Origin of the sequence: Mesorhizobium sp. M0910 (assembly GCF_040319465.1) — a bacterium.
Classification (GTDB): domain Bacteria; phylum Pseudomonadota; class Alphaproteobacteria; order Rhizobiales; family Rhizobiaceae; genus Mesorhizobium.
In genome coordinates this window covers 272,346-295,331 of the sequence record NZ_JAMYNZ010000001.1, presented here as the reverse complement: position 1 = coordinate 295,331, position 22,986 = coordinate 272,346, and the positions used below count along the sequence as shown (strand labels likewise).

The window sequence follows — 22,986 nt, the reverse complement described above, 5'->3', positions numbered from 1 at the left end:
CCGATGATCGTCAAGCCCTGAGCACTCATGCCCGCGGCGCTGACGGCGCCATGGCTCAGTCCTTGCCGCCAAAAAGCTTCTTCAGCATGGCCGCCATCGGGCCGGTTTCGGGCAGCTTGGCCGCCGGCTGCTGCGGCCGCGCCTGGCGGACGTGGCTTTGTGCCTTTGGCGCCTTGGGCGGCGGGCGGTCGTCGTCGCCCGTCGGCGTGAGCTTGTCGCGCAGGGCCAGCGTCACGCGGTTCATGAAGGAATTGTCGTCGCCCTCGGCAAGCAATCCGGCACCGTCGGCGATTGCGTCGAGCAGCACGTCCAGCCATTCGCGGTCGGCCTTGGCGAAATCGCCGAGCACATGGCCATGCACCATTTCCTTGACGCCGGGGTGGCCGACGCCGATGCGCACACGGCGAAAATCCTTGCCGACGTGCTGGTCGAGCGAGCGGATACCGTTGTGGCCGCCGGAACCGCCACCGACCTTGACACGCACCTTGCCGGCAGCAAGGTCGATCTCGTCATAAAAGACAGTCAGCGCCGAAGGGCCGAGCTTATAGAAGCGCAAGGCTTCGCCGACCGACTGGCCGGACAGGTTCATGAAGGTCTGCGGCTTGATCAGGATCACCTTTTCGGCGGCAAGCGTGCCTTCGGCGATCAGACCCTGGAATTTCTTCGACCAGGGTGAAAAGGAATGGCGGCGGGCGATCGCGTCCGCCGCCATGAAGCCGACATTGTGCCGGTTGCTGGCGTATTTCGCGCCCGGATTGCCGAGGCCTGCAAAGACAAGCATCGTCGCCTCCGGGCGGGAAGGAGTTACTTCTCTTCGGCGGCAGGAGCCGCTTCGGGCGCAGCCGCTTCAGTCGTCTCTTCTACCGCCTCCGGCTTCATCGCCGAGGAACCGGCAATGGTCGCGATGGTGAAGTCGCGGTCGAAGATCACCGGCTTGACGCCGGCCGGCAAGGTGACGGCCGAAATGTGGATCGAATCTCCGATATCGGTGCCGGTGAGATCGATGGTGATGAAATCCGGGATCGCATTCGCCGGGCAGTGGAACTCGACCTCGTGGCGCACGATGTTGAGCACGCCGCCGCGCTTGATGCCGGGCGACTTGTCTTCATTGATGAAGTGCACGGGCACGTCGACATTGACTTCGGTGTCCTTGCCGATGCGCAGGAAATCGACATGGACCGGAAAATCCTTGACCGGGTCGAGCTGAAAATCCTTGGGCAGAACCTGGATCTTGTTGCCGTCGACGTCGATCGTGGCGACCGTGGTCAGAAACCCGCCGCCATGGATCTTGTAGTAGATGTCCTTATAGGTCAGCGCAATCGCCAGGGGAGGCTGCTTGTCGCCGTAAATCACTGCAGGCACTTTACCGTTGCGGCGAACTGCACGGGCGGACCCCTTACCGACCTGTTCGCGCGCTTCGGCCTTGAGCTCGTAAGTATCGTGGCTCATGGCATTTCCTTTCGCGTTGTTCTGGAGCGTTCGCGGCCAGCGTGGCTGGGCCGTAAACGTCGAAAGCCGCCGGGCCTGCATATCCGAAAGCGGCAGCCGCATAAGCAAGCGGACCTTTGTTCGGGATCACAAGGGAAGGCAGCCTTCCGCCGCGTTGCCTCCAAGGGTGTCTACGCGGGTGGCGGCTCTATAGCCGAAGGCGGGAAAGGGTGCAAGTCATGGCAGGCAAGGTCATGGCAGGCAGGTCTACAAGGGTTTCCCATGGCATGGCGATCACCCATGCCGGTGTCATCAGCGCCGACCTGCTGGCCTTCTTCAGGCCTTTAAGAACGTGACAAAAAACTGCCTTCTGGCGAGTGTCTTTTTTTGTCACGTCGTGCCGATGTCAGGCGATGCTCAAGCCGCCATCGATCAGCATTTCCGCTCCGACCATGAACGGGCATTCGTCCGAAGCAAGAAAAACCACTGCACTGGCAATTTCCTCGGCGGTTCCGAAACGACGGGCAGGCACCAGGCCGACCACAGCTTTCGCGCGCGCCTTCGCCGCTTCGGGGGCCAGCCCAAGTTTGTCGTTTAGCGGCGTGTCGATCGGACCCGGGCTGATCACATTGGCGCGAATACCCCGTTCTATCAGTTCGCCCGAGAGCGTCCGGGCGAGCGAAATCATGCCGGCCTTGGCCAGCGCATAGACGTGCGTTCCAGCCATTCCCATATGTGCGTTGACCGAGCCGCTGAGGATGATCGACGACGGGTTCGAAAACAGCGGAACGAGCGCCTTGACCAGGAAGTAGGGCCCCTTGAGGTCGACATCGATGCTCCTGTCAAACGCGGCCTCGGTCCAGTCGCCAAGCGGGCGCAGGTCGGCGATACCGGCATTGAGGAAGAGAATGTCGAGCTTGCCGAAGGTTTCCTCGATCCGCCGCGCTATGTCGTTCTGGGCAGCGGCATCTCCGGCGTCAGCGGCAATGACAAGTACGTCACTGCCGAGGGTGGTGCACGCCTCCTCGAGACGGCTCGCATTGGTTCCGGTGATAGCGACGCGCGCACCTTCCTCGATGAAACGTTGTGCCGTCACTAGGCCGATGCCGCTGGTGCCGCCGGTAATCAATGCGGCCTTGCCTTTTAGTCTGGACATAAGCGAATTGCCTTTCCTGGCGCGGAGCGCTGCGCAGCATCAGGGGTAAGCCCGATATGTTCAACTTGGAAGCGTTGCTGACCACAATTTTGCCTTCAGGGGTGACCCTCTCTAACAGGCTTTTCACCCGGCGTATGGTGAAAGAATCATCAAGGGCGCGGCAACTGCCACCCCCTCCTATCAATTCCGAAAGATGAACTGATGTTTAGCTGGCCGCCGCCTCCAGCTTCCTCGCTGCCTTCATGTTAGGCAGGAGGACCGTCAGTAGCCCGAGCAGCGGCAAATACGAGCAGACCTGGAAGACGAAATCGATGCCTTTCAGGTCGGCGACGACGCCAAGCACGGCGGCGGCGATGCCGCCCATGCCGAAGGCGAAGCCGAAGAAGATGCCGGCGATCATGCCGACGCGGCCGGGCACCAGTTCCTGGGCGAAGACGACGATGTTCGAGAAGGCCGAGGACAGGATCAGGCCGATCAGCACGGTGAGAACCATCGTCCACTCGAAATTGGCGTAGGGCAGGGCCAGCGTGAAGGGCAGCACGCCGACGATCGAGAACCAGATCATCGCCTTCTGCCCGTAGCGGTCGCCGAACGGGCCGCCGAGCAGGATGCCCAGGGCAGAGGCGCCGAGGAACAGGAACAGCATGACTTGCGACATCTGCACCGAAACACCGAACTTATGAATGGAATAGAAGGTGTAGTAGCTGGCAAGGCTGGAAATATAGGCGTTCTTGGTCAGTACCAGCAGCGTCAGCACCAGCAGCGCTCCCATCACCTTGCGGCGCGGGAAGGGCGAGACGAAGCTTGCCGCCTTGCGGGCGCCCTGCGCGGCACGCAGGCGGCTGTACCAGCCGCCGACCTGCCACAGCACGATGATGCCGATCAGCGAGCCGCCGGCGAACCAGGCGATGCTGGTCTGGCCGAAGGGCACGACGATGAAGGCTGCCAGCAGCGGCCCCATAGCCTGGCCGAAATTGCCGCCGACCTGGAACAGCGACTGCGCAAGACCGAACCGGCCGCCGGAGGCGAAGCGGGCGATGCGCGAGGATTCCGGATGGAAGATCGCCGAGCCGATACCGATCAGCGAGGCGCCGATGAGGAGCAGGAAATAGTGTCCGGCGTAGGCCAGCACGACCAGTCCGATCAACGAGGAGGCCATGCCGTAGGGCAGCGAATAAGGCATCGGCCGCTTGTCGGTGATCGTGCCGATCACCGGCTGCAGCAAGGATGCCGTCACCTGGAAAGTGAAAGTCAAGAGGCCGATCTGCCAGAAATCGAGACCGTAATTGGCCTTCAGCAGCGGATAGATCGCCGACAGCAGCGACTGCATGATGTCGTTGATGCAATGACAGAAGCTCACCGCCAGGATGACGGTGAAGGCCGTCGCCTGAGCTGAGATGTGGCCGGCCGCTGCCGGCTCGCCCTCGGCGATTGCTGTGGTATCTGTCAAGGCATGCTCCGTGGTCTTTTTGGCGGGCACTTCCGCACGCGGTCTTATGGGGCCGCCTGCCTTATACGTCGCTTGTCACGCGACTTCTTTCGTGGTTGGTCCAATAGTTTCGCAAGTGGGCCATAGCTGATGCCGCATGGCAAGGAAATGTTCAAGGCGGGCGACGCTGATCTCGGGCTGCTGCATGAGCGTCGCTGGCAATGGCTGGAGCAGGCCGTAGGGCCGGCAGTGGCGCTGCCGACCGAATATCCGGACGGCTACCATGTGCCACGGCACCATCACAGCCGCAGCCAGTTGCTGCACGCGCTGGTCGGGGTCGTGCTGGTAACGACGCGGCATGGGCGCTGGATGGTGCCTCCGGACCACGCGATGTGGATCCCCGCCGGCACCGAACATTCCGTCGAGATGCTGGGCGACGTCAGCATGCGGTCCGTCTATGTGATGTCGGAGGCCATTCCCGGCCTACCGGACGGGTTGCGTGTCGTGGGCATCACCGACCTGATGCACAGCCTGATCGTGGAATCGGAAAAGCTGCCGCAGGGCGCCGAGCTGGAGGGCCGGGGCGGACTGATCATGAAGCTCCTGCTGCACGAAATCCCGAACCTGCCGGAACGGCCGCTCGGCCTGCCGTTCCCGTCCGATGCAAGGCTGGCGACGCTGTGCCGGCGCTTCGTCTCGGCACCGTCACCGCATGCGACGATCGACCAATGGGCCGCTATCGTTGGCATGAGTCGCCGCTCTTTCACCCGCGCGTTCCACCGCCAGACGGGATTGTCGCTGTCGACCTGGCGTCAGCAGGCCTGCCTGTTCGCGGCGCTGCCACGGCTGGCCGACGGCGAGCCGATCACAAGGGTGGCGCTCGATCTCGGCTATGACAGCGTGCCGGCGTTCATCACCATGTTCAAGCGCATGCTGGGAGCCTCGCCACGCGGTTACATGCGGGGCGCCCGTGATGCTGGCGAAGGTGCGGCGAATAAGCGGTCCGGCTCGGCCTGAGTCGCAGCCCTGAAGCGCGTAGCGTTCGACCGGCCTCATGCGACGCGCTTTGGATTCTTGTTTTCATGCATGTCGTTATCGCAAAACCGCTGCACAGTTTTGCGCCGACATGCATTAATCGAACAGGCTCGACACCGATTCCTCGGTCGCCGTGCGTGAGATCGCTTCGCCCATCAGTTCGGCGATGGAGATGACGCGGATATTGGCGGCGTCGAGCACTGCCTGGGTCGGCTGGATGGAATCGGTGATGACCAGTTCCTGCAGTTTCGAGGCGCCGATGCGGGCGATGGCGCCCCCGGACAAAACGCCATGGGTAGTATAGGCGGTGACGCTGGTGGCGCCGTCGGCAAGCAGCGCATCGGCTGCATTGCACAGTGTTCCGCCCGAATCGATGATGTCGTCGATCAAGAGGCAATCCTTGCCGCGCACGTCACCGATGACGTTCATGACTTCCGATTCGCCGGGGCGCTCGCGGCGCTTGTCGACGATGGCGAGCTGGGCATCGATGCGCTTGGCGAGCGCGCGGGCGCGGACCACGCCGCCGACATCCGGCGAAACCACCATGACATTGGCAAGCTGCTTGTATTTCGCCTTTACGTCGCGGGCCATGACCGGCACGGAAAACAGATTGTCGGTCGGGATGTCGAAGAAGCCTTGAATCTGGCCGGCATGGAGATCCAGGGTCAGCACCCGGTCGACGCCCGCCCTCGTGATCATGTTGGCGACCAGTTTGGCCGAGATCGGTGTGCGGCCCGAGGCACGGCGATCCTGCCTGGCATAGCCGAAATAAGGAATAACCGCAGTGATGCGCTTGGCCGAAGAGCGCATGAAGGCGTCGATCATGATGAGCAGTTCCATCAGATGATCGTTGGTCGGGAACGAGGTGGACTGCAGGATGAAGACGTCCTCGCCACGCACATTCTCCTGGATCTCGACGAAGATTTCCTGGTCGGCGAAGCGCCTGACGCTGGCCTTGCCCAGCGGAATGTTGAGGTAGCGGGCGACTGATTCGGCCAGCACCCTGTTGGAATTGCCCGCGAAGAGCTTCATGCACCGTTCCTGGCGAAGGATTGAGAGACTCCGATAGCACTCCAGCCTCTTAGTCGGGCTTTTAGCGGCCCGCGCCGGTATTGCAAGCGTCGTGAATGGGAATCCGCCGGCTAATCTCAATAAACGCTTACGGCTTGACGATGCGGCGATAGGTCCACTGCGATGCCGACGGAATCGGGGATAGCTCTATCTTTCAGTCTGAGCATGATCTCTTCCGAAAACCGGATTCCATTTTCGGAAATCATGCTCCAGGTCAGCCGGCGCCGCCGCCAAGCCAGGTGGCGAACTGGTCGATTGTCTGGTCGGCAATTGCCTGCATGGTCGCCGGGGCGACCGCCGCCCAGCCTTCGCCGCCGCCAACAGAGGGCGCCTTCTGCTGGCCGTTGATGCGATGCAGCCGGTTGCCGGCCGGGTCATAGATGTCCCAGACGTAGATGACGGTGGTGTCCTTGCCTTCCGTCATGGTCGAGAAATAGCCCTTGAGCACATGCGTTGGGGTCTGGTCGGTGCTGCCGGCCAAGGTGATGCCGCGCTGCCTGGCGCGTGTCTGAAGCTCGGTGGTCAGCGGTGTCGCGGCTTCTACCGAGGCGCCGACGATCGGCGCCACCTGCAGCCGGGTCCGCGCAATGGCAGCCGCGCTTTTGGCGGGCGGCACGGCTACTGCAGCCGAAGGCTGCGCTGTATCTGCAGTTTGCGCGGTGCCGGCAGGCCGAGCCGGAGTTGCGGGGGGCGTTGCGGCACTTCCGGCTCCGGAGAGCGATTGCGTCGATTGCGGGGCAATGGCCGACGGTTCGAGAACGTCCTTCGCATTGGTGCAGGCCGCCAGCGCCAGCGCCACGAGCAATGACACGGTCGTCACATGCGATCGTCTCATTAGCCTGAAAACTCCTTGGCGATGAACGCCCCTCACACTCTTTGCATTATGGATTCACTGCACGATCAAGTCGAGATCATGGCGGGACAGCGGCTTCGGCTGGGATTCGGTCGTCAGATAGGTGCGGCCAATCGTCATCGCGGTTTCGGTTTCGGAGTCCATGATGATCATATGGGCGAACAGCGTCATGTTCGGCGCAATCGGTTCGGGATTACCCTGATAGAACATCGGCATATCCATCCAGGACGGGGTGAAGCGGGCGCCGAGCGAATAGCCGCAGGCATTAAGCCGGTGCTTGGTCAAATTGTGGGCTTCGAGGGTGCGGGCATGGGCGTCGAACACGTCGCCGAACGTATTACCGGGCGTCATCGCCTTCTCGACTGCAAGTAGCGCGGCGCGGGCGGCATCGAACAATTCCTGGTGGCGTTTCGATACCTTGCCGGTCAACACCGTGCGCATCATTGCCGCATGGTAGTGGTGGAAGACACCGGCCCATTCGAGCGTCAGCTGGTCGTTCTTGGTGAGCTTGCGGCGGCCGGCTTTGTAGCGGCAAAGCAGGGCGTCGACGCCGGAGCCGATGATGAACTCGTTGGCCGGATAATCGCCGCCGCCGGCAAAGATGGCACCTTGCATGGCGGCGAGGATCAGCGCCTCATCGCCGCCCTGCTTGATCAGCGGCAGTGCTGCGTCCAGCGCGTCGTCGGCCAGATTTGCGGCTTTTTCCGCCTTGGCGATTTCTGCCGGGCTCTTGAACAGCCGTAGCCGGCTGACAATGCCGGAGGCATCCGCGATCTGCCCGAAGGTCTGCAACTGCTCGTCGAGGCGCCGGCCATTATAGGCGGTCAGGCCGTGGGTGTCGTATTCGACGCCGATGCGGGCACCGAGCAGGTCGAGTTCGTTGAGCAGGTTGCGCAGGTCTACCGCCGGATTGGCGCCGTTGCGGTCCGTCCACAAAACGATGTTGTCGATGATCGAGGTGTGGCGCGCCTGGCGCAAGTCGGCCGAACGCGTCAGCAGCACCATCGAGCCGTCGGCCTTGACCACCAGGCACTGGAAAAAGCAGAAGCCGAAGGTATCGTAGCCGGTTAGCCAATACATGCTTTCCTGGGCAAACAGCAGGACGGCGTCGAGCTTCTTTTCGGCGATCTCGATCATTAGTCGATCGCGCCGCGCGTCGAATTCCGAGCGTTCGAAATGCAGCGCCATCAGTCAGCCTCCAAAACGATTGCCGAAACCTGCCGCCCGTAGTCGGGCTCGTTGCGATGCGTGCTGCGCCGATAGGAGTAGAAAAGCTCTTCCTCGGCATAGGTGCAGCGGCCAAGTCCTTCGGCGTTGACGCCAGCCTTGGTCAGCCGGTCGACCGTGTAGCGGTTGAGATCGAACATCGCGTGTCCGGCATTTGCTGAAGGCGCGAAATAGCGAGCATTGCCGGTATCGGCGTCGACGAAACGGGCGACGAATTCCGGTCCGACTTCGTAATTCCGTGGGCCGATCGAAGGACCGAGCACTGCGACGATGCAGTCGCGCCGGGCGCCGAGGCTTTCCATTGCCGCGATGGTGTTTTCCAGCACTCCGGTGAAAGCGCCTTTCCAGCCGGCATGGGCGGCGCCGATAATGCGCGCCTCGGCGTCGGCGAAGAGGACCGGTCCGCAGTCGGCGGTCGAGGCACCGACGGCAATGCCCGGCCGGTCGGTGACAATGGCGTCGGCCTTGGGCCGCTCGCCGGCAAAAGGCTCCCTGGCAATGACGACGTCCGGCGAATGAACCTGGTGAGCGGTCAGCAGATGGTTTGCGGGCACGCCCATCCATTCGGCGACCCGGCGGCGATTTTCGCGCACCAGCGTCTGGTCATCGTTCGAACCGGCCCCGATGTTGAGGCCCCGGTAGATGCCGCTGGAAATGCCGCCGACTCGCGTGAAGTAGCCGTGGCGGATGCCTTGCGCCGTTTCCAGCAAGGGCGACCGAACGGGATCCGGTTTGGTCTGATTCAGCATGGCGGCTTTGTTGTCCGTATGGGCGATTTCGTCAAGCGAGTTGAAGGGGCGCAGTTGAAGGCTGGTCGGTTGAAGGCTGGCGAAGTTGATGTCGGGCGCTAGTCGGAGACGGGAGAGTGAGAGAGGCGGCAGCGAAAAGTCAATCCGTGCTTGGAAACGGCGGAACGGCAATGCCGGCAGGGAGGACGGCAAGCACCTTGAAGAGTTCGCCCATGGCCTGCGGGCCGGCGAGGCGCTCGACGTCGGCCGCGATCTTTTCGCGAGCTGCCTCATCGGCGTTGGCGCCGAGCCGGCCAGCCCGTTCGAGAAGCCCCATCTTGAGCAGGAATTCACCTTGCGTTGAGAGGTGGGCATCGAGGCCGTGTGCCCGAACGGTTGCCGCGAGGGGAGCGAAATCGACATGGGCTGTGAGATCGGCCTGCCCCGGATTGGCCAGCACGTCCTCATGACCGTGCTTGCGCAAGGCCTGCAAGGTGTCGCCGATCCCGGGCTGGAGATGACCGTAGTCGAGAAACAGGCCGGCTCCGCCAAATCCGGCAAGTCGCCCGGCGATGGCCGCCATCAGGGCGGCGCGGGCTGGCGCCACCTCGACGATGGCACCTTGCGTCGCATTCTCGGCACCCTCCGGCAGCAGCATCGGGTCAAGCGAGCCGGCGCCGACGAAAAAGCGCAGCCGGTTCGCGTCGTCGAGACTGATCATCCGTTCGCTCCAGCCGGCTCCAGCGCGGACGAACTGGCGGATGGGCACGGCGTCAAACAGCTCGTTACCAACAATCAGAAGCGGCCCCTGCGGCAGCGTGTCGACGGCCTCATGCCAGGCGATGGTGGCCGACGTCCCGGCAAGCGTCCGTTTCTGGACCTCGGTCAACCGCGGACTGGCCTCGATCAAGGCGAACGATGCGCTGGCGGTAAGCGTCGGATCGAGCCGCGAAAGCGTGCGCAGCATATCTCTCATCAGCGTGCCGCGGCCGGGGCCGATTTCGGCGATGGCGACCGGCGTCGGCCGGTCGATCGCCAGCCACGCCTGGTAGAGCCAGATGGCGACCAGCTCGCCAAACATCTGGCTGATCTCCGGCGCGGTGACGAAGTCGCCGGCGGCGCCAAACGGCTCGCGTGTCGTATAATAGCCGTCCTGCGGATCGAACAGGCAGAGCGCCATGTATTCGCTGATGGGGATCGGTCCTACCGCACCGATCAGCTCGGCGATGCGGGTCTTCAGCCGCGTCATGCCGGCTGCGGTTTTGTCACCGGCTTGGCTGTAGCCATCGCCCAGATGCCGGCCAGCACCATCGGCAGTGACAGCACCATTCCCATGGTCAGCCAGCTCGTGCCAAGGAGGTAGCCAAGCTGCTGGTCGGGCTCGCGGAAGAATTCGACGAAGATGCGCGAGGCGCCATAGCCGGCGATGAAGGCGCCGCCGACGAAGCGCGGCGTCTTCAGCTTGAGCCTGGAATGGGTGAGGAAGCGCAGGACCAGGAACAGCACCAAACCTTCGAGCAGCGCCTCATAGATCTGGCTCGGATGGCGTGCAAATGGGCCGCCATTGGGGAATTCGAATGCCCATGGCACGTCGGTCGGCCGGCCCCATAGTTCGGAATTGATGAAGTTTGCCAGGCGAACGAGGCCAAGCCCTACCGGCACGCCGGCGGCAACCACGTCGAACAGCGACCATGTGCGGATGCCGCGGGACCAGGAAAACAGCGTCATGGCGAGAATGACGCCGAGTAGGCCGCCATGAAACGACATGCCGCCCTGCCAGACGGCGACGATATCGAGCGGATTGGCAATGTAGCGCGGCAGGTCGTAGAACAGCACGTAGCCGGTGCGTCCGCCGAGCACCACACCGATGGCTGCCCAGACGATGAAGTCGTCGAGGTCGATGGGCTTCATCGGCAGGATGCCGTCGGGCCAAAGTTTGGGGTTGGTGACGAGGCGTTTGGCATACCACCAGGCGAACAGAATGCCGACGATATAGCCGACGCCGTACCAATGCACCGCCAGTGGTCCGATCCGGACGATGACCGGGTCGATGTTGGGAAAGGGCAGGGCGGCCAGCGGCAGCAAATATTCGCTCAACAGGGTCTCCGGGTTCCAATCAGGTTCGGGCGCGGACCATGCGGCAGGCTTTTGGCGCGGTCAAGGCAAGCATATGCTTGCATTCCGAATGGTGCGCCACTACGTCAATTCAACCAAGCGAGGATTTGCCATGGCGACCGGACCGAACCGCATTCTCGATGAATTCGCCAAGCTGATGACCGATGCAGCCGGTGCCGCGCAGGGCGTGCGGCGCGAGGTGGAGACCGCCTTCAGGGGCCAGGCCGAGCGCATACTCAACTCCATGGACGTGGTGCAGCGCGAGGAATTCGACGCTGCTCGCGACATGGCGGCGAAGGCCAGGGAAGAAAACATCCGGCTTGCCGCTCGCATCGAGGCGCTCGAGGCCAGGCTTGCCGAATTGACCGGTCAAGCAGCGCCTGTGGCTGCGGCAAAGCCGCGTGCAAAAAAATAATCAGAAATAAATCGTTAAACTTTTCCACAAAGCCGGATCGTAAAAAGCGCTTTGTCGTGAATCGCTTACCGGTACTGCGTGAATCTTTGTGACATCGCCTTTCCACATGCGAATGACGCAGTGCGAAAAATTTGGCTGGTCACGCGACTCCCGATCAATAGACTGAATTTGTTGCATGATTCGGAGCAGGGTCATGCGCCGGGCGGTGGGGTCCGGTCCGGGGTCTTTGCGTTGACGAAGTCCTGGCCGTCCGAGTTCTAGGCAGAATTGTTCGAGTGTGCCTGTGTGGTGGCGCTCCCAGAACGACAGGAAGCATTTCATGGAACTTCTCGAACTCGAATTCTCCCGCGAAATCCATCCGGTGGATGTTATCGAGCAGGTGGCGCACAACAACGACTGGTCCTTCGAACGGGCCGGCGACGACGAGATCTCGATTTCGGTTGCCGGGAGCTGGACCGACTACCACGTTTCATTCTCCTGGATGGAGGACTACGAGGCGCTGCACCTGGCCTGCGCCTTCGACATCAAAGTCCCGGAGGCGCGCGCGCTCGAGGTGATGCGGCTGCTTTCGCTGATCAACGAGCAGATGCTGTTTGGCCATTTCGATCTCTGGGAGCAGGAAGGCGCCATCATGTTCCGCCAGTCGCTGCTGCTGGCCGGTGGGGTCGAGCCGTCAAGCCAGCAGGTCGAGGTGCTGCTGTCGTCGGCGCTGGAAGCCTGCGAATGCTATTTCCAGGCGTTCCAGTTCGTCGTCTGGTCGGGGACTTCGGCCAAGGATGCGTTGGCCGGCGTGCTGTTCGAAACCTACGGAAACGCCTGACCGTCGATGAGTTCGAGCAACACGCGAAAACCCGAGATCAGCTTTGCCAATTTCGACCGTATCGACATCCGCGCCGGCACGATCGTAGAGGCCGAGCCTTTTCCCGAGGCGCGCAAGCCGGCGATTAAGTTGAAAATCGATTTTGGTCCCGAGATCGGGGTGAAGAAATCCTCGGCCCAGATCACAAAATACTATACGCCCGAAACCCTGATCGGCCGGCAGGTGTTCGCTGTAGTCAATTTCCCGCCGCGCCAGATCGGGCCATTCATGTCGGAAGTGCTGACGCTAGGCTTTCCCGATGAAGAGGGCGCCGTCGTGCTTGGCGCGATCGAGCGCAAGGTGCCGGACGGAGGCAGGTTGTTCTAGCTGCGCTGTTGCTCACGCAGCCAGTTTACGCGTGGTGCCCAGCGCCTCTTCAACCGTTTCCATGAACATTTCCGCGCAGGCCTTCCAGCTGTAGCGCATCGCGCGTTGCCGCGCCTCGGCGCGGTCGACGTGAAGGGCGGCGAGCGCTGCTTGCCGCAGGTCGTCCGATACCGCGCCGCCGATGCCGTCTCCGACGATGTCGATCGGTCCGGTGACGGGATAGGCTGCGACCGGCGTGCCACTGGCCAGCGCCTCGATGATGACGTTGCCGAATGTGTCGGTGCGGCTGGGGAAGACGAAGGCATCGGCCGAGGCGTAGATCTCGGCCAGCTCGTCATTCGGACGATGGCCGAGGAAATGGGCATCGGGATATCTGGCCTTCAGCTTCGCTAGTTCCGGCCCTTCGCCTACGACCACCTTGCTGCCCGGCAGGTCGAGGTCGAGAAAGGCCGGCAGGTTCTTTTCGATCGCGACGCGGCCGACGCAGAGGAAGATCGGTCCGGGAAATCCCAGGTCCTTTCTTTTATCCGGCCGAAAATGATCGGTGTCGACGCCGCGCGTCCACGGCCGGAGCTTGGTGAAGCCGCGCGCCGCAAGATCGTCGGCAAGCGACTGGGTGGCGACCAGCGTTCCCTGTCCTGAATTATGGAAATCGCGCAGCCAGCGATAGGCCCATGCTTCAGGCACCGGTAGGCGTGCGCTCAGATATTCCGGAAAACGTGTGTGATAGCTGGTCGTGAACGGGCGGCCGGCGTTGCGGCAGTAGCGCCGGGCCATAATGCCGAGCGGTCCTTCGGTGACGATATGAACGTGGTCCACCTTGCGCGCCTCGATCAGCCGCGCCACGCGGTGCGGCGTCGTCAGCGCCAGCCTGATATCGGGATAGGTCGGCAGAGGCAGGGTGCGAAAGATGTTGGGCGTCAGGAAATCCGTCTCGACATCGAAGGATTTCAGGGTCTCCGAGAGGCGCTCCAGCGTGTGGACGACGCCGTTGACTTGCGGGCGCCAGGCGTCGGTGACCATCAGGATGCGCATGGCGGTCCCTTGGCGGCAAGCTTGATTGGCTTGCCGCGATGCCTGAGCGGCGACCACGCCGCAGCTCTGGCGTCGCACCGGCGCACCCGGGCAGGCGCGGGGTCGAAATGAGGCCGCAGGGCCGAATCAATCAGGATCGCGCGCTTCATTGGCGCTCTTCACCATGGTTTCATGACGGGCGAATGAAGGCCGGGTCTTGCTGCCGTCAAGCCGGAACCTTGATCACCGCCCGCAAGCCGCCGAGCGGGCTGCGTTCGAGGACGATGTCGCCGCCATGACTGCGGGCAATGTCGCGTGCGATGGAGAGGCCAAGGCCGGTGCCGCTGGCGTCGAGGTTGCGGGCCTCGTCGAGCCGCACGAACGGCTTGAATACATCCTCCCGCTTTTCGGGCGGAATGCCCGGACCGTCGTCGTCGATGGTGACGAGCAGCGAACCGCGTCCATGATTGGCGTTGATCTCCACCGTCTTGGCATAGCGGAATGCATTGCCGACGACATTGGAGAGCAGCCGGGCAAAGGCATTGGGGCGCACGTGGACGTGCGGATCGCCGGTAAGTACGGTCGACAGCTTGCGCTTGCGGAGCGCGGCTTCCTCGCGAAGCTTGTCGAAGAAGGCTTCGAGGTCGAACCGGCCGGCATCTTCCGATGCTTCGCCGCGTGCAAAGGCAAGGTAACCTTCCAGCATCGACTGCATGTCGTCGATGTCCTGGTCGAGTGCCTGGGTGTCGGCCGCCTTGGTCCCGGCCAGTGCCAATTGCAGCTTGAAGCGGGTGAGGATGGTCCTCAGATCGTGGCTGACGCCGCTCAGCATGGCGGTGCGCTGCTCGAGCTGGCGTTCGATGCGTTCGCGCATCTGGATGAAGGCAAAGCCGGCGCGGCGGACTTCCTCGGCGCCGCGCGGGCGAAAATCGCGCGGCATCGGCCGGCCTTTGCCAAAGCTCTCGGCCGCCTCGGCCAGCGTCAGAATCGGCCGGATCTGGTTGCGCAGGAAGGGAATGGCGATCATCAGCAGCACCAGCGAGGTGCCGACCATCCAGATCAGGAAAATATGGGTGTTCGACGCATAGGCCTGGCTGCGGCGCACGAAGACCCGCAGCACCTTGTTCTCAAGCTGGACGCGGACCTCGACGATATTGGAATTGCCGACCGTATCGATCCAGAACGGACGGTTGATCTGGCGGGTGATCTCGGACGAAAGGATCTCGTCGAGGATCGAGAAGAACGGCTTTGGCCCGGGTGGCGGCAGCGGGTCGGGGGGGAGGAGGTCGACCTTCAGCTGCATGCGATCCTGGGCGATGCGGATGACGTTCGCGTAGTCGGCGTCATGCGGATAGGTCTCTATCAGGTCGATGATGGCGGCGATGTCGCGCACCGTGGCCTGTGACAGGCGTTGCGTCACGGTCTGCCAATGGCGCTCCATGAAGACAAAGGCGACGACCGACTGCAGCATGATCATTGGCGCTATGACGATGATCAGCGAGCGGGCATAGAGCCGCTTCGGCATGTAAAGCGACACCAGGCGCCAGAAACGGTTCCAGGCGCGCGGCACGGCCTTCAGCGCCCGCGTCGCGCGGGCGCCGAAGCCGCCATCTCCCGGCCGTTCGAGTTGCGTGGTCGCCATTCGTCTTTTCGCTCACCGGGACCCGGCAAAGGGCCGCTGTCGGCGGCATTCTATTCCACGCTGAGCCGATACCCAATACCGCGCACGGTCTGCAGCCAGACCGGATTGGACGGATCGCGTTCGATCTTGCGGCGCAGCCGGTTGATCTGGACGTCGATCGTGCGCTCGCCGACCTCGGATTCGTCGCCGACAAGCTCATGCCGCGGTATCGTCTCGCCGGCACGGGCAGCGAAGATCGCCAGGATTTCCTGCTCGCGGTCGGTCAGCTTGAGCGCCTCTCCGCCGCGCTTCAGCTCACGCCTGGCGATCTGGAACGTATAGGGACCGAAGACCAGCTGTTCGACCTTGGGCGTCGTCGCGGGGCCGCCGCGGCGCAGGATATTGTTGATACGCAGGATCAGCTCACGCGGGTCGAACGGTTTAGGCAGATAGTCGTCGGCGCCGGCCTCGAGCCCGGTGATCCGGCTGTCGGTTTCGGACAGTGCGGTGAGCATCAGGATCGGTACGTTTTTCTCCGCCCGCAGCGCCTTGGTGAGATCGACGCCGCTTTCACCCGGCATCATGACATCGAGCACGATCAGATCGAAGTCGAGGCCGGCGAGCTTTCGGCGCGCCTCGCCGGAATTTCCGGCGACGGTGACGCGAAAGCCGTTTTCGGTCAGATACTGTTTCAGAAGATTGCGGATACGGGTGTCGTCGTCGACCACCAGCAGATGCGGCGCGTCGTCTTCCGGTGCTGTCGGATGATCAACCCTCTCAATGGTCTCCATGGCTTTTCCCTGACATCTTTGCGGGCACAATGTCGATCTGCGCCCTTAGTTCCGGATTGACCATCGCTTCAAGGAACCGTTCGATAACGGCGCGTTCGGTGGCTCCGGAATCTTCCAATGCAGCATGGATGCGGCGCGACTGTGGCCGCGCCAGCGCCAGCGCCAGCGCACGGCCCTTGGCCGTCGGATAAAGCTCGCGCTGGCGGCGGTCGCGGGGGCCCTGCAATTGCACGATATGGTCGGTGTCAATCAGTTGCTTGAGCACGCGCGCCAGGCTCTGCTTGGTGATCTTGAGCACGTCGAGGAGCTCGGCGACCGTCAGGCCGGGCCGGCGATTGACGAAATGCAACACCCGATGATGGGCGCGGCCAAAACCGTAATCGGCCAGGATCTGGTCCGGATCGGAGGTAAAGTCGCGATAGGCGAAGAAGAACAACTCGATGATGGCGAAATCGATGCCGTCCTCGTCGGTGATCGCCGTCCTGATCGGCTCTGCGGCTGCGTGGCTCGTCATCTTTTCTCCGTGTGAAGCAGGAAATTATGTCAGCACTATTGACGTATTTTCCGCGCGATGGTAATTTTTGGCAAGCTTTTCGGCGGATTGCGAACGAAAAGGCAAGCGAAGCCGTTTTTTCCGGAACTTCCGGAGTTTGCCAGACCTTAAATATCCGCCTACGCTTTGAGACAATGGCCGCCCGCAGCGGCCGAGGCGAAACACGCAACGACACTGTGCGGGCTGCCGCCCGCGGGAGGTTACCATGGCATCCGTTCCCTTCGACCAACTGGACGGCTTTATCTGGATGAACGGCCAATTCGTCAAATGGGCCGACGCCAAGATCCACGTCTTGACCCACGGGCTGCACTACGCCAGCGCGGTATTTGAGGGCGAGCGCGCTTATGGGGGCGAAATTTTCAAGCTGACCGACCACACCGAACGCCTGCATGAATCGGCGCGCCTGCTTGGCTTCAAGATACCCTACTCGGTCGCCGAGATCGACGACGCCTGCCGTACGCTGTTGAAGAAGCAAGGTTTCCAGGACGCCTATGTCCGGCCGATCGCGTGGCGCGGCAGCGAACAGATGGGCGTTTCCGCACAGAACAGTCGGATCAACTGCGCCATCGCCATCTGGCAGTGGCCGAGCTATTTCGACCCGGCGCAGAAGCTCAAGGGCATCCGCCTCGACATGGCCGAATGGCGCCGCCCCGACCCGCGCACCGCACCGTCGAAATCGAAGGCGGCCGGCCTCTATATGATCTGCACCATGTCCAAGCATGCCGCCGAGGCCAAGGGCTATGCCGACGCTATGATGCTCGACTGGCGGGGCCAGGTGGCGGAAGCGACAGGCGCCAACATCTTCTTCGTCAAGGACGGCAAGATCCATACGCCCAAGCCCGATTGCTTCCTCGACGGCATCACCCGCCGCACGGTCATCGGCCTTGCCAAGGACCGCGGTGTGGAGGTGATCGAGCGCGCCATCATGCCGGAAGAGCTTGAAGGCTTCCAGCAGTGCTTCCTCACCGGGACGGCAGCCGAGGTGACGCCGGTTTCGGAGATCGGTCCATACCGATTCGAGGTCGGCGAAATCGCCAAGACGCTGATGAATGACTATTCTGCTGCCGTTCAGCCCAAGCACGCAATCGCTGCAGAATAACGAAAGTCACAGCTTTTTTAACTAGTAAGGGCGGTTTTCGGGCCGCCCTTTTTATTTAAGCGCTTCTGCATTTGACTTTCACACAATTCGGCGTCTCATGATGGGGTCGGCCCGGGAGGCTGGCAGCTATGGAGGGACTGGAAATATGGATATGAACACGCTTCTTCCGATCATTATTCAGGTGATTACGGGTATCATCGGTGGTCAGGCGGTTGGCGCGGCTATCAAGACGGCGGCGATGGGGCAGCTTACCAAAATCCTGGGCGGCGCTGTTGGCGGCGTCGGCGGTGCGGCCATCCTCAACAGTCTGCTGGGTGGCGCGGTCGATCCGACAGCCGCGGCCACGGCGGCAGGGGCAGGCAGCGCGTTGAACATTTCGAATATCGTTGGCGGTGCCGGCGGCGGCGCCATCCTGACCGGCATCATCGGTGCGGTCATGAACGCGATGAAGAAATAAGCTTTGACGTTTCAGGGTTTTAAATGGGCGGCTTCGGCCGCCCATTTCGTTTTCCGTTTTGCGTTTTTCCGTTTGCCGTTTTTTTGTGGAGCGGTGGACGCCGTTCGCGTGTGTCTCTACATCAGGGTAAGGTTAGGGCTTTCCTGACGCGTTCGAGGGGGCGCGCAGCGCTCCGACAGCGTGAAAGGACGAATATGGGTCAGCTCAACGCCGGCATCGTGCCGGTCACGCCGTTCCAGCAGAACTGCACCATTCTCTTCGACATGGACGACAGGCAAGGCGTTGTCGTCGATCCGGGCGGCGACATCGACAAGGTGCTGGCGGCGCTCGAGGACAATGCGATCACAGCCGGCGCGATCTGGATCACGCATGGCCATATCGACCATGCCGGCGGGGCCATGGAGCTGAAGGAGGCGCTCGGTATCGAGATCATCGGCCCGCATGCCGCCGACCGGCCGCTGCTCGCCAATCTCGAGAACCAGGCGAAGCGCTACGGCATCACCGATCCCGTGCGCAACTGTGTCCCCGACCGGTTCCTTGCCGAAGGCGAGACCGTTTCGTTCGGCTCACACGTGTTCGAGGTGCTCCATTGTCCGGGCCACGCACCCGGCCACGTCGTCTACTATAACCGGGCGGCGAAGTTCGCGCATGTCGGCGACGTGCTGTTCCGCGGTTCGGTCGGCCGCACCGACCTGCCGGGCGGCGACCACGCCGCGCTGATCGCCTCGATCAAGGAGAAGCTTTTGCCGTTGGGCGACGACATCGGCTTCATCTGCGGCCACGGTCCCGGCGGCCGTTTTGGTGAGGAGCGGCGGAGCAATCCGTTCCTGATCTGAACCGCTTGCCGGAAACAAAAAAGCGCGGCCTGTGCGACCGCGCTTTTTTTCCGGCAGGAAACTGCCTCCGTTAATTGGCGGTGCAGAAATGCTGTTCGCCGTCATAGCCTGTGAACGTGCCGGTACGCGCGTTGAAGCTCCGGTAGCGGTCCGAGCAGTATTCGTACCAGCCGCGGGTCCAGGGCTCCGCATAGCTTTCGGCATAGGCCACTCGCGGCTGCACGTAATAACGGCGCACCGGGGCAGGCCGGTAGTATTCATCATCATAGGCCGGGTCGTAATAGCGGGGCTGCGGGCTGGCGAGCGCACCGCCGATCAGGGCACCGGCCGCAAGGCCGAGCACGCCTGCCGCAACGGCGTCGCCGTTGCCGTGGTGCCGGCGGTGATGGCGCCATTCATCGGCACTGGCCGCGGGCAAGGTCGCAAGCGTGGTCGCAACGACCGCGGCGGACAGGATGGCAGTCTTGAAAATTCGGTTCATGTCGGTCTCCTTCGTGCCGGCCCGGGTCGTTTTCGGGGATGCGGTCCGGCTTTAACGAAGATTAATATGGGACCGTGGCTGAACGGGGGCTGAACGAAATTTGGCCAGGCGGGTTCATCCAACCGGACGATTCAAGCGTGCGGCAAACACCGCAGGCCAGACCGGCCCACGTCCATTCTGTTCAGGGCCGGTTCAGCCGATCGACAGGTTGACGGCTTTCGGACCCTTGCCGCGCTTGTCCGGCTCGGTGTCGAATGTCACTTTCTGCCCATCCTCAAGACCGGGAAGACCCGACGCCTGCACGGCCGAAATATGGACGAAGACATCCTTTGCCCCGTCGTCCGGCGTGATGAAGCCGAAGCCCTTGGCGTGATTGAAGAATTTGACGGTGCCGGTCTGCGGCATGGGAAGCTCCTTTGATCCCACAAGTCCAGTCTCGGGCCGGCAAATGCCCGGACGGAAATTTGTCCTTTATTTTAGTGCCATCGGCAAGAGAAAGTTTTGCGGGTGCCGGCAAGCATCCCAGAACACAAAAGGCGCGACGAAAACCGCCGCGCCTTTATAAAATTCACGTCACACCAAGCCTTGCAGCATCCTCACACCCGAAAGGACGCGCGGCACGCCGCCGTTCAGGCGGCGCGGAGATTGACCGCTTTCGGACCCTTGCCCATACGGTCGGGCTCGACATCGAAGGTGACCTTCTGACCGTCGACGAGCGTGCGCAGCCCGGAAGCCTCGATCGCCGAGATGTGGACGAACACATCCTTGGCGCCGCCATCGGGCGTGATAAAGCCGAAGCCTTTGGTAGCGTTGAAGAATTTAACGGTGCCGGTCTGGGCCATTGGGGAAACTCCTTCACCCGTGTCAGTCTTGGTGGTTCCGCCCGCCGCCTGGCGCCGTGGGCAAGTCCCGGTGGTTGCTTCGGCAGTCATGCACTGGCGCATGGTAAAACCCCCCGCCGAAAACGGGGCTGTCAGAGATTCACAGTATCGGGGAAAGGTCGTCCAAAACGTTCCGCTCTCCGGGTCGCAAATGCCCGAACACAAAATTTATCGCACGGAAACGTGATGCTTGCAAGATAGAGCCGCGGGCGGCCCAACAGGCGCATCCCGACGCATCGCAGCGATAGTCCCGGTTCTCCGCGCGGTCATCGGCCAGACGCAGCCCAGGCATGGTCCAGCAAGCGGGGCCGGTGCTGTTTTGCCTTTGCGCCGGCATATCGCCTTGGTTCGCCATGCCGCCCGTTGCAAACAGGGGTTGCATTTGGCGGCGGGATGACGAGGATCGGCCGGACGCAGGCACCATTTGTGCAGGCACGAGCTTCGAGGGAGGGAACATTCATGCGGTTTCTTGCGGCAATCTTCTCGCGGCAGGGTTTTTCCATCCTGTTCCTGTCGGCAATTCTCGCGGCCTGCACCGTCGTGGTCGATGAGGGGCCGGGGCCGCGCCCGCCATGGCCGGGACCGCAATTCTGCACCAGGCAATATGACCCGGTCTGCGCCAGGCGCGGCGGCGACCGCCAGACCTTCGCCAACGCCTGCCTTGCCGAACGCGCCGGATACCGCATCATCCGTGAAGGCGAGTGCCGTCGCGGTGGTGGCGGCGGGGAGCAGACATTCTGTACCCGCGAATACCGCCCGGTCTGTGCCCGTCGCCATGGCGAACTGCGCACGTTCCCCAATGAATGCGAGGCCCGCGCGGCTGATTATAGGGTCGTCGATGATGGGCCGTGCTAGCGCACCGGCCTCACTGTTCGTCCGGATAGGCACCATCGGCGGGGCCGACGTAGAGCTCGGCGCCGTCCTCGTTGGAGATGCGCAGGCGATCGGGGATCTGCGGCATCATCAGCGTGTGAAGCAGCGTGGCGGCGCCTTGCAGGGCGGCGCGCAGGTTCGGCGCCTCCAACGACACCCGGTCGAGTGTCGCTTCGTCGGCGTCGCGCGAGCGGTAGAACTCGATGACGAAGTTCAAGCACGCCTCCAGCAGATTGTCTGCGATCGACCCTAGCCTTTGGACTTGGGTTTCGTACCGGTCTCCGCCTGCTTGACCGCCGAGCCGAACGGCGAGGCCGGCTTTGCAGCCACCTTGTCCTTCTTGGGCTTGCGTGTCTCGCGGTTGCTTCGCTGTTGACCCTTGGCCATTTCTGATCCCTCGTGCGTGGGTGGTAATGTCGAGAGTGCTATCGCTCAGCCGGCCGGGTTGTCGACCGGTTCGAGATTGTCTTCCGTGGTGACCCGCTCGTGGGTCTCCTGCTCGCTGCGGATGCGGTATTGCGGAGAGCCGTCCTTGACCGGCAGCCGGCTCTTGATCTGGAACAGCTCCGCGGTCTTTTGGACAAGGCCGATGCGGCTCTTCATGCGGACGGTCTGGCCGACGGTGAAGATATGCGACGGCGTATCCGTGCGCCGCGCACTCTGCTGGAAGCGGATCATGTAACATTCTCCTGATCGTGCCGAAGCGCTGCTTCGAGTTCGGCGTGGTCGACGGCGACAAGCTGGCTGGTCGGGCTTTTCACCGTCCTTGACGGCAGGTGGATGAAAGTGGCGACGCGGCGCCAGGCAAGCCACGACATGCCGTCGATCAGTTCCTCGTCGTGGTCGATGTCATACTCGCCGGCCGGCTGTACGCCATCTAGCCCGCCAAGCACGAAAGGTGCCGCGAAATGCGCGATGGAATGAGTGGTGCGGGCAGACATTCCTGTGCCTTGAAGTTTCTTTCCGGCCTGGCCCTGAAAACGGGGCCTGCATTGCGGTACCGGGTATCGGCGATTTGTATGAGTTTTGACGGGCCGAGAACCCCTGACGCCGCGAGGGGACCAAGCACGGCCCAAAAACGGTTCCATACCAATATTCTGAAAATGCGGCTTATTCAAGAAGATTCCGGCTTTTTGCCGCTACCAACGTAAAATTACTTTTCTATGGTTATTTGCGAAACGATGATACGGTGCCCAGAACCTCAAAAAATGTTTGAAGAAGTTCCGGAAGAGTTCCTCCGGCATTTGTGTTTATTTAGGTATGAAGGGAATAGAGTCATGAGTTCCGCAAGAACACCGGATGTCCCGACAGTTGCAGTCGATCCTGTCGTCAAGCCGACAAAGGTCATGTCGCCGCGCCTCACGATAAGAAGCGACGAGGCGGCAAGGCGAAGGATTGCCGACACCGACGGCACGGTGCGGCGGGCGCGCCAGCTTGCCGAAAGCAACCGCCTTATTTGACGCGCAAGCCATGACACTCAATTTTCCCAATCCCAGCCGCTCCTACGACGCTGCGGCCAAGCGCGTTCGTTTCGTCGGGCATGACGGCATGTTCGAAGTCCCGTTCTTTATCGAGGTTACGGCACTTTCGACGGTAAACCCGGCTGCAAGCGGAGCCGAAGCCGAATTCCTCAGTGCCTTCGACGCCAAGCGTTCGTCGATCCACGATATTGCGCGCGAAGCCTACTCGCACGGCCGCAAGAACATGTATGTGCTGACGCCGGCCGACTTTCGGTAA

The 22,986-nt window shown here is 62.2% G+C and carries 32 protein-coding genes; 10 read left to right on the top strand and 22 right to left on the bottom strand.

The window, feature by feature from the left end:
• Positions 1 to 55: 55 nt before the first annotated feature.
• The 4 genes from pth to NKH78_RS01510 all read right to left on the bottom strand — a co-directional run bounded on the left by pth (position 56) and on the right by NKH78_RS01510 (position 4,034).
• Positions 56 to 781 carry an aminoacyl-tRNA hydrolase gene (gene pth, locus NKH78_RS01525; RefSeq protein WP_352687881.1) on the bottom strand — a complete coding sequence of 242 codons (726 nt, stop codon included), beginning with the start codon at positions 779 to 781 and terminating at the stop codon, positions 56 to 58.
• A gap of 23 nt (positions 782 to 804) precedes the next feature.
• Positions 805 to 1,449: a 50S ribosomal protein L25/general stress protein Ctc gene (locus NKH78_RS01520; RefSeq protein ID WP_352646586.1), complete on the bottom strand. Its 645-nt coding sequence runs from the start codon at positions 1,447 to 1,449 to the stop codon at positions 805 to 807.
• 385 nt (positions 1,450 to 1,834) lie between these two features.
• Positions 1,835 to 2,584, bottom strand: a complete 750-nt coding sequence (locus NKH78_RS01515; protein WP_352881677.1) for an SDR family oxidoreductase — start codon at positions 2,582 to 2,584, stop codon at positions 1,835 to 1,837.
• A 205-nt stretch (positions 2,585 to 2,789) separates the two neighbouring features.
• Positions 2,790 to 4,034: an MFS transporter gene (locus NKH78_RS01510; protein ID WP_352881674.1), complete on the bottom strand. Its 1,245-nt coding sequence runs from the start codon at positions 4,032 to 4,034 to the stop codon at positions 2,790 to 2,792.
• A gap of 129 nt (positions 4,035 to 4,163) precedes the next feature.
• On the opposite strand from NKH78_RS01510, the gene NKH78_RS01505 reads away from it, so the two are divergent.
• A complete protein-coding gene (locus NKH78_RS01505; RefSeq protein ID WP_352881671.1) occupies positions 4,164 to 5,030 on the top strand; it encodes an AraC family transcriptional regulator in 867 nt (288 codons plus the stop codon).
• A gap of 114 nt (positions 5,031 to 5,144) precedes the next feature.
• Here the strand turns inward: NKH78_RS01505 and NKH78_RS01500 are convergent, their stop codons facing one another.
• The 6 genes from NKH78_RS01500 to lgt form a co-directional block, all read right to left on the bottom strand.
• Positions 5,145 to 6,080, bottom strand: coding sequence for a ribose-phosphate pyrophosphokinase (locus NKH78_RS01500; protein ID WP_254819191.1), 936 nt, complete (start codon positions 6,078 to 6,080; stop codon positions 5,145 to 5,147).
• Positions 6,081 to 6,333: 253 nt separating this feature from the next.
• Positions 6,334 to 6,954: a hypothetical protein gene (locus tag NKH78_RS01495; RefSeq protein WP_352881667.1), complete on the bottom strand. Its 621-nt coding sequence runs from the start codon at positions 6,952 to 6,954 to the stop codon at positions 6,334 to 6,336.
• A 54-nt stretch (positions 6,955 to 7,008) separates the two neighbouring features.
• Positions 7,009 to 8,160, bottom strand: a complete 1,152-nt coding sequence (locus tag NKH78_RS01490) for a M24 family metallopeptidase (RefSeq protein WP_352881664.1) — start codon at positions 8,158 to 8,160, stop codon at positions 7,009 to 7,011.
• A complete protein-coding gene (pgeF, locus tag NKH78_RS01485) occupies positions 8,160 to 8,948 on the bottom strand; it encodes a peptidoglycan editing factor PgeF (protein ID WP_352881661.1) in 789 nt (262 codons plus the stop codon). The genes NKH78_RS01490 and pgeF overlap by 1 nt, the downstream gene beginning before the upstream one ends.
• A 139-nt stretch (positions 8,949 to 9,087) precedes the next feature.
• The gene (locus NKH78_RS01480) at positions 9,088 to 10,176 is read right to left on the bottom strand and encodes a class I SAM-dependent methyltransferase (RefSeq protein WP_352737731.1); all 1,089 of its coding nucleotides are present in this window, start codon (positions 10,174 to 10,176) and stop codon (positions 9,088 to 9,090) included.
• A complete protein-coding gene (gene lgt / locus NKH78_RS01475) occupies positions 10,173 to 11,024 on the bottom strand; it encodes a prolipoprotein diacylglyceryl transferase (RefSeq protein WP_352508125.1) in 852 nt (283 codons plus the stop codon). The genes NKH78_RS01480 and lgt overlap by 4 nt, the downstream gene beginning before the upstream one ends.
• Positions 11,025 to 11,154: 130 nt before the next feature.
• Between lgt and NKH78_RS01470 the strand changes: the two genes are divergently transcribed.
• Positions 11,155 to 11,457: an accessory factor UbiK family protein gene (locus tag NKH78_RS01470; RefSeq protein WP_352508124.1), complete on the top strand. Its 303-nt coding sequence runs from the start codon at positions 11,155 to 11,157 to the stop codon at positions 11,455 to 11,457.
• On the opposite strand, the gene NKH78_RS01465 is transcribed toward NKH78_RS01470, so the two are convergent.
• On the bottom strand, positions 11,458 to 11,778 hold the full coding sequence (locus NKH78_RS01465; RefSeq protein WP_352737732.1) for a hypothetical protein: 321 nt from the start codon (positions 11,776 to 11,778) through the stop codon (positions 11,458 to 11,460).
• On the opposite strand from NKH78_RS01465, the gene NKH78_RS01460 reads away from it, so the two are divergent.
• Entirely contained in the window at positions 11,777 to 12,277 is a 501-nt protein-coding gene (locus NKH78_RS01460) for a type III secretion system chaperone family protein (RefSeq protein ID WP_023678420.1), read from the top strand. The two genes, NKH78_RS01465 and NKH78_RS01460, sit on opposite strands and share 2 nt — an antisense overlap.
• Before the next feature lie 6 nt (positions 12,278 to 12,283).
• A complete protein-coding gene (locus NKH78_RS01455) occupies positions 12,284 to 12,643 on the top strand; it encodes a tRNA-binding protein (RefSeq protein WP_352737733.1) in 360 nt (119 codons plus the stop codon).
• Positions 12,644 to 12,655: 12 nt separating this feature from the next.
• Here the strand turns inward: NKH78_RS01455 and NKH78_RS01450 are convergent, their stop codons facing one another.
• From NKH78_RS01450 to NKH78_RS01435, 4 genes are all read right to left on the bottom strand, one after another.
• Complete coding sequence (locus tag NKH78_RS01450; RefSeq protein WP_352508123.1) at positions 12,656 to 13,678, bottom strand: glycosyltransferase family 4 protein; 1,023 nt, start codon at positions 13,676 to 13,678, stop codon at positions 12,656 to 12,658.
• 205 nt (positions 13,679 to 13,883) lie between these two features.
• Positions 13,884 to 15,299, bottom strand: a complete 1,416-nt coding sequence (locus NKH78_RS01445) for an ATP-binding protein (protein ID WP_352508121.1) — start codon at positions 15,297 to 15,299, stop codon at positions 13,884 to 13,886.
• 50 nt (positions 15,300 to 15,349) lie between these two features.
• Positions 15,350 to 16,069, bottom strand: a complete 720-nt coding sequence (locus tag NKH78_RS01440) for a response regulator (RefSeq protein ID WP_023678415.1) — start codon at positions 16,067 to 16,069, stop codon at positions 15,350 to 15,352.
• Positions 16,056 to 16,583 carry a MarR family winged helix-turn-helix transcriptional regulator gene (locus tag NKH78_RS01435; protein ID WP_023719182.1) on the bottom strand — a complete coding sequence of 176 codons (528 nt, stop codon included), beginning with the start codon at positions 16,581 to 16,583 and terminating at the stop codon, positions 16,056 to 16,058. The genes NKH78_RS01440 and NKH78_RS01435 overlap by 14 nt, the downstream gene beginning before the upstream one ends.
• Positions 16,584 to 16,827: 244 nt before the next feature.
• Between NKH78_RS01435 and NKH78_RS01430 the strand changes: the two genes are divergently transcribed.
• The 3 genes from NKH78_RS01430 to NKH78_RS01420 all read left to right on the top strand — a co-directional run bounded on the left by NKH78_RS01430 (position 16,828) and on the right by NKH78_RS01420 (position 19,014).
• A complete protein-coding gene (locus NKH78_RS01430) occupies positions 16,828 to 17,721 on the top strand; it encodes a branched-chain amino acid aminotransferase (RefSeq protein ID WP_352508120.1) in 894 nt (297 codons plus the stop codon).
• A 145-nt stretch (positions 17,722 to 17,866) separates the two neighbouring features.
• Positions 17,867 to 18,178 carry a hypothetical protein gene (locus NKH78_RS01425; RefSeq protein ID WP_254819202.1) on the top strand — a complete coding sequence of 104 codons (312 nt, stop codon included), beginning with the start codon at positions 17,867 to 17,869 and terminating at the stop codon, positions 18,176 to 18,178.
• Positions 18,179 to 18,372: 194 nt separating this feature from the next.
• The gene (locus NKH78_RS01420) at positions 18,373 to 19,014 is read left to right on the top strand and encodes an MBL fold metallo-hydrolase (RefSeq protein WP_352713127.1); all 642 of its coding nucleotides are present in this window, start codon (positions 18,373 to 18,375) and stop codon (positions 19,012 to 19,014) included.
• Positions 19,015 to 19,084: 70 nt separating this feature from the next.
• On the opposite strand, the gene NKH78_RS01415 is transcribed toward NKH78_RS01420, so the two are convergent.
• The 3 genes from NKH78_RS01415 to NKH78_RS01405 form a co-directional block, all read right to left on the bottom strand.
• The gene (locus NKH78_RS01415; RefSeq protein ID WP_254819204.1) at positions 19,085 to 19,495 is read right to left on the bottom strand and encodes a BA14K family protein; all 411 of its coding nucleotides are present in this window, start codon (positions 19,493 to 19,495) and stop codon (positions 19,085 to 19,087) included.
• Between the two features lie 192 nt (positions 19,496 to 19,687).
• Entirely contained in the window at positions 19,688 to 19,900 is a 213-nt protein-coding gene (locus NKH78_RS01410; protein WP_006202521.1) for a cold-shock protein, read from the bottom strand.
• 224 nt (positions 19,901 to 20,124) lie between these two features.
• Positions 20,125 to 20,337, bottom strand: coding sequence for a cold-shock protein (locus tag NKH78_RS01405; RefSeq protein WP_006202520.1), 213 nt, complete (start codon positions 20,335 to 20,337; stop codon positions 20,125 to 20,127).
• Between the two features lie 498 nt (positions 20,338 to 20,835).
• Between NKH78_RS01405 and NKH78_RS01400 the strand changes: the two genes are divergently transcribed.
• Positions 20,836 to 21,231: a Kazal-type serine protease inhibitor family protein gene (locus NKH78_RS01400; protein ID WP_352737735.1), complete on the top strand. Its 396-nt coding sequence runs from the start codon at positions 20,836 to 20,838 to the stop codon at positions 21,229 to 21,231.
• A 10-nt stretch (positions 21,232 to 21,241) separates the two neighbouring features.
• Here NKH78_RS01400 and NKH78_RS01395 read toward each other — a convergent pair whose 3' ends face one another.
• The 4 genes from NKH78_RS01395 to NKH78_RS01380 are packed head-to-tail and all read right to left on the bottom strand — an operon-like array spanning position 21,242 to position 22,190.
• Positions 21,242 to 21,466, bottom strand: coding sequence for a hypothetical protein (locus tag NKH78_RS01395; RefSeq protein WP_254819206.1), 225 nt, complete (start codon positions 21,464 to 21,466; stop codon positions 21,242 to 21,244).
• 32 nt (positions 21,467 to 21,498) lie between these two features.
• Positions 21,499 to 21,636: a hypothetical protein gene (locus tag NKH78_RS01390; protein ID WP_254819207.1), complete on the bottom strand. Its 138-nt coding sequence runs from the start codon at positions 21,634 to 21,636 to the stop codon at positions 21,499 to 21,501.
• 45 nt (positions 21,637 to 21,681) lie between these two features.
• The gene (locus NKH78_RS01385; protein ID WP_352687863.1) at positions 21,682 to 21,927 is read right to left on the bottom strand and encodes a hypothetical protein; all 246 of its coding nucleotides are present in this window, start codon (positions 21,925 to 21,927) and stop codon (positions 21,682 to 21,684) included.
• Positions 21,924 to 22,190 (bottom strand): hypothetical protein, encoded by a 267-nt coding sequence (locus NKH78_RS01380; protein ID WP_352687861.1) that lies wholly within the window; start codon positions 22,188 to 22,190, stop codon positions 21,924 to 21,926. Before NKH78_RS01380 ends, NKH78_RS01385 begins: the two co-directional genes overlap by 4 nt.
• 336 nt (positions 22,191 to 22,526) lie before the next feature.
• On the opposite strand from NKH78_RS01380, the gene NKH78_RS01375 reads away from it, so the two are divergent.
• Both NKH78_RS01375 and NKH78_RS01370 read left to right on the top strand, forming a co-directional pair.
• Positions 22,527 to 22,709 (top strand): hypothetical protein, encoded by a 183-nt coding sequence (locus NKH78_RS01375; protein ID WP_352737736.1) that lies wholly within the window; start codon positions 22,527 to 22,529, stop codon positions 22,707 to 22,709.
• A gap of 10 nt (positions 22,710 to 22,719) precedes the next feature.
• Positions 22,720 to 22,986, top strand: a complete 267-nt coding sequence (locus NKH78_RS01370) for a DUF1488 family protein (protein ID WP_254819211.1) — start codon at positions 22,720 to 22,722, stop codon at positions 22,984 to 22,986.

Bases quoted from the DNA above. Each gene is read 5' to 3' on its own strand.
- NKH78_RS01385 (WP_352687863.1), bottom strand. From the start codon at position 21,927: ATGATCCGCTTCCAGCAGAGTGCGCGGCGCACGGATACGCCGTCGCAT.
- NKH78_RS01425 (WP_254819202.1), top strand. From the start codon at position 17,867: ATGGATATGAACACGCTTCTTCCGATCATTATTCAGGTGATTACGGGT.
- NKH78_RS01440 (WP_023678415.1), bottom strand. From the start codon at position 16,069: ATGGAGACCATTGAGAGGGTTGATCATCCGACAGCACCGGAAGACGAC.
- pgeF (WP_352881661.1), bottom strand. From the start codon at position 8,948: ATGCTGAATCAGACCAAACCGGATCCCGTTCGGTCGCCCTTGCTGGAA.
- NKH78_RS01480 (WP_352737731.1), bottom strand. From the start codon at position 10,176: ATGACGCGGCTGAAGACCCGCATCGCCGAGCTGATCGGTGCGGTAGGA.
- NKH78_RS01495 (WP_352881667.1), bottom strand. From the start codon at position 6,954: ATGAGACGATCGCATGTGACGACCGTGTCATTGCTCGTGGCGCTGGCG.
- NKH78_RS01420 (WP_352713127.1), top strand. From the start codon at position 18,373: ATGGGTCAGCTCAACGCCGGCATCGTGCCGGTCACGCCGTTCCAGCAG.
- NKH78_RS01520 (WP_352646586.1), bottom strand. From the start codon at position 1,449: ATGAGCCACGATACTTACGAGCTCAAGGCCGAAGCGCGCGAACAGGTC.
- NKH78_RS01460 (WP_023678420.1), top strand. From the start codon at position 11,777: ATGGAACTTCTCGAACTCGAATTCTCCCGCGAAATCCATCCGGTGGAT.
- NKH78_RS01380 (WP_352687861.1), bottom strand. From the start codon at position 22,190: ATGTCTGCCCGCACCACTCATTCCATCGCGCATTTCGCGGCACCTTTC.
- NKH78_RS01515 (WP_352881677.1), bottom strand. From the start codon at position 2,584: ATGTCCAGACTAAAAGGCAAGGCCGCATTGATTACCGGCGGCACCAGC.
- NKH78_RS01400 (WP_352737735.1), top strand. From the start codon at position 20,836: ATGCGGTTTCTTGCGGCAATCTTCTCGCGGCAGGGTTTTTCCATCCTG.
- NKH78_RS01505 (WP_352881671.1), top strand. From the start codon at position 4,164: ATGCCGCATGGCAAGGAAATGTTCAAGGCGGGCGACGCTGATCTCGGG.
- NKH78_RS01465 (WP_352737732.1), bottom strand. From the start codon at position 11,778: ATGAAATGCTTCCTGTCGTTCTGGGAGCGCCACCACACAGGCACACTC.
- NKH78_RS01500 (WP_254819191.1), bottom strand. From the start codon at position 6,080: ATGAAGCTCTTCGCGGGCAATTCCAACAGGGTGCTGGCCGAATCAGTC.
- NKH78_RS01390 (WP_254819207.1), bottom strand. From the start codon at position 21,636: ATGGCCAAGGGTCAACAGCGAAGCAACCGCGAGACACGCAAGCCCAAG.
- NKH78_RS01450 (WP_352508123.1), bottom strand. From the start codon at position 13,678: ATGCGCATCCTGATGGTCACCGACGCCTGGCGCCCGCAAGTCAACGGC.
- NKH78_RS01445 (WP_352508121.1), bottom strand. From the start codon at position 15,299: ATGGCGACCACGCAACTCGAACGGCCGGGAGATGGCGGCTTCGGCGCC.
- NKH78_RS01455 (WP_352737733.1), top strand. From the start codon at position 12,284: ATGAGTTCGAGCAACACGCGAAAACCCGAGATCAGCTTTGCCAATTTC.
- NKH78_RS01490 (WP_352881664.1), bottom strand. From the start codon at position 8,160: ATGGCGCTGCATTTCGAACGCTCGGAATTCGACGCGCGGCGCGATCGA.
- NKH78_RS01410 (WP_006202521.1), bottom strand. From the start codon at position 19,900: ATGCCGCAGACCGGCACCGTCAAATTCTTCAATCACGCCAAGGGCTTC.
- NKH78_RS01435 (WP_023719182.1), bottom strand. From the start codon at position 16,583: ATGACGAGCCACGCAGCCGCAGAGCCGATCAGGACGGCGATCACCGAC.
- NKH78_RS01375 (WP_352737736.1), top strand. From the start codon at position 22,527: ATGAGTTCCGCAAGAACACCGGATGTCCCGACAGTTGCAGTCGATCCT.
- NKH78_RS01470 (WP_352508124.1), top strand. From the start codon at position 11,155: ATGGCGACCGGACCGAACCGCATTCTCGATGAATTCGCCAAGCTGATG.
- NKH78_RS01370 (WP_254819211.1), top strand. From the start codon at position 22,720: ATGACACTCAATTTTCCCAATCCCAGCCGCTCCTACGACGCTGCGGCC.
- NKH78_RS01430 (WP_352508120.1), top strand. From the start codon at position 16,828: ATGGCATCCGTTCCCTTCGACCAACTGGACGGCTTTATCTGGATGAAC.
- pth (WP_352687881.1), bottom strand. From the start codon at position 781: ATGCTTGTCTTTGCAGGCCTCGGCAATCCGGGCGCGAAATACGCCAGC.
- NKH78_RS01415 (WP_254819204.1), bottom strand. From the start codon at position 19,495: ATGAACCGAATTTTCAAGACTGCCATCCTGTCCGCCGCGGTCGTTGCG.
- NKH78_RS01405 (WP_006202520.1), bottom strand. From the start codon at position 20,337: ATGGCCCAGACCGGCACCGTTAAATTCTTCAACGCTACCAAAGGCTTC.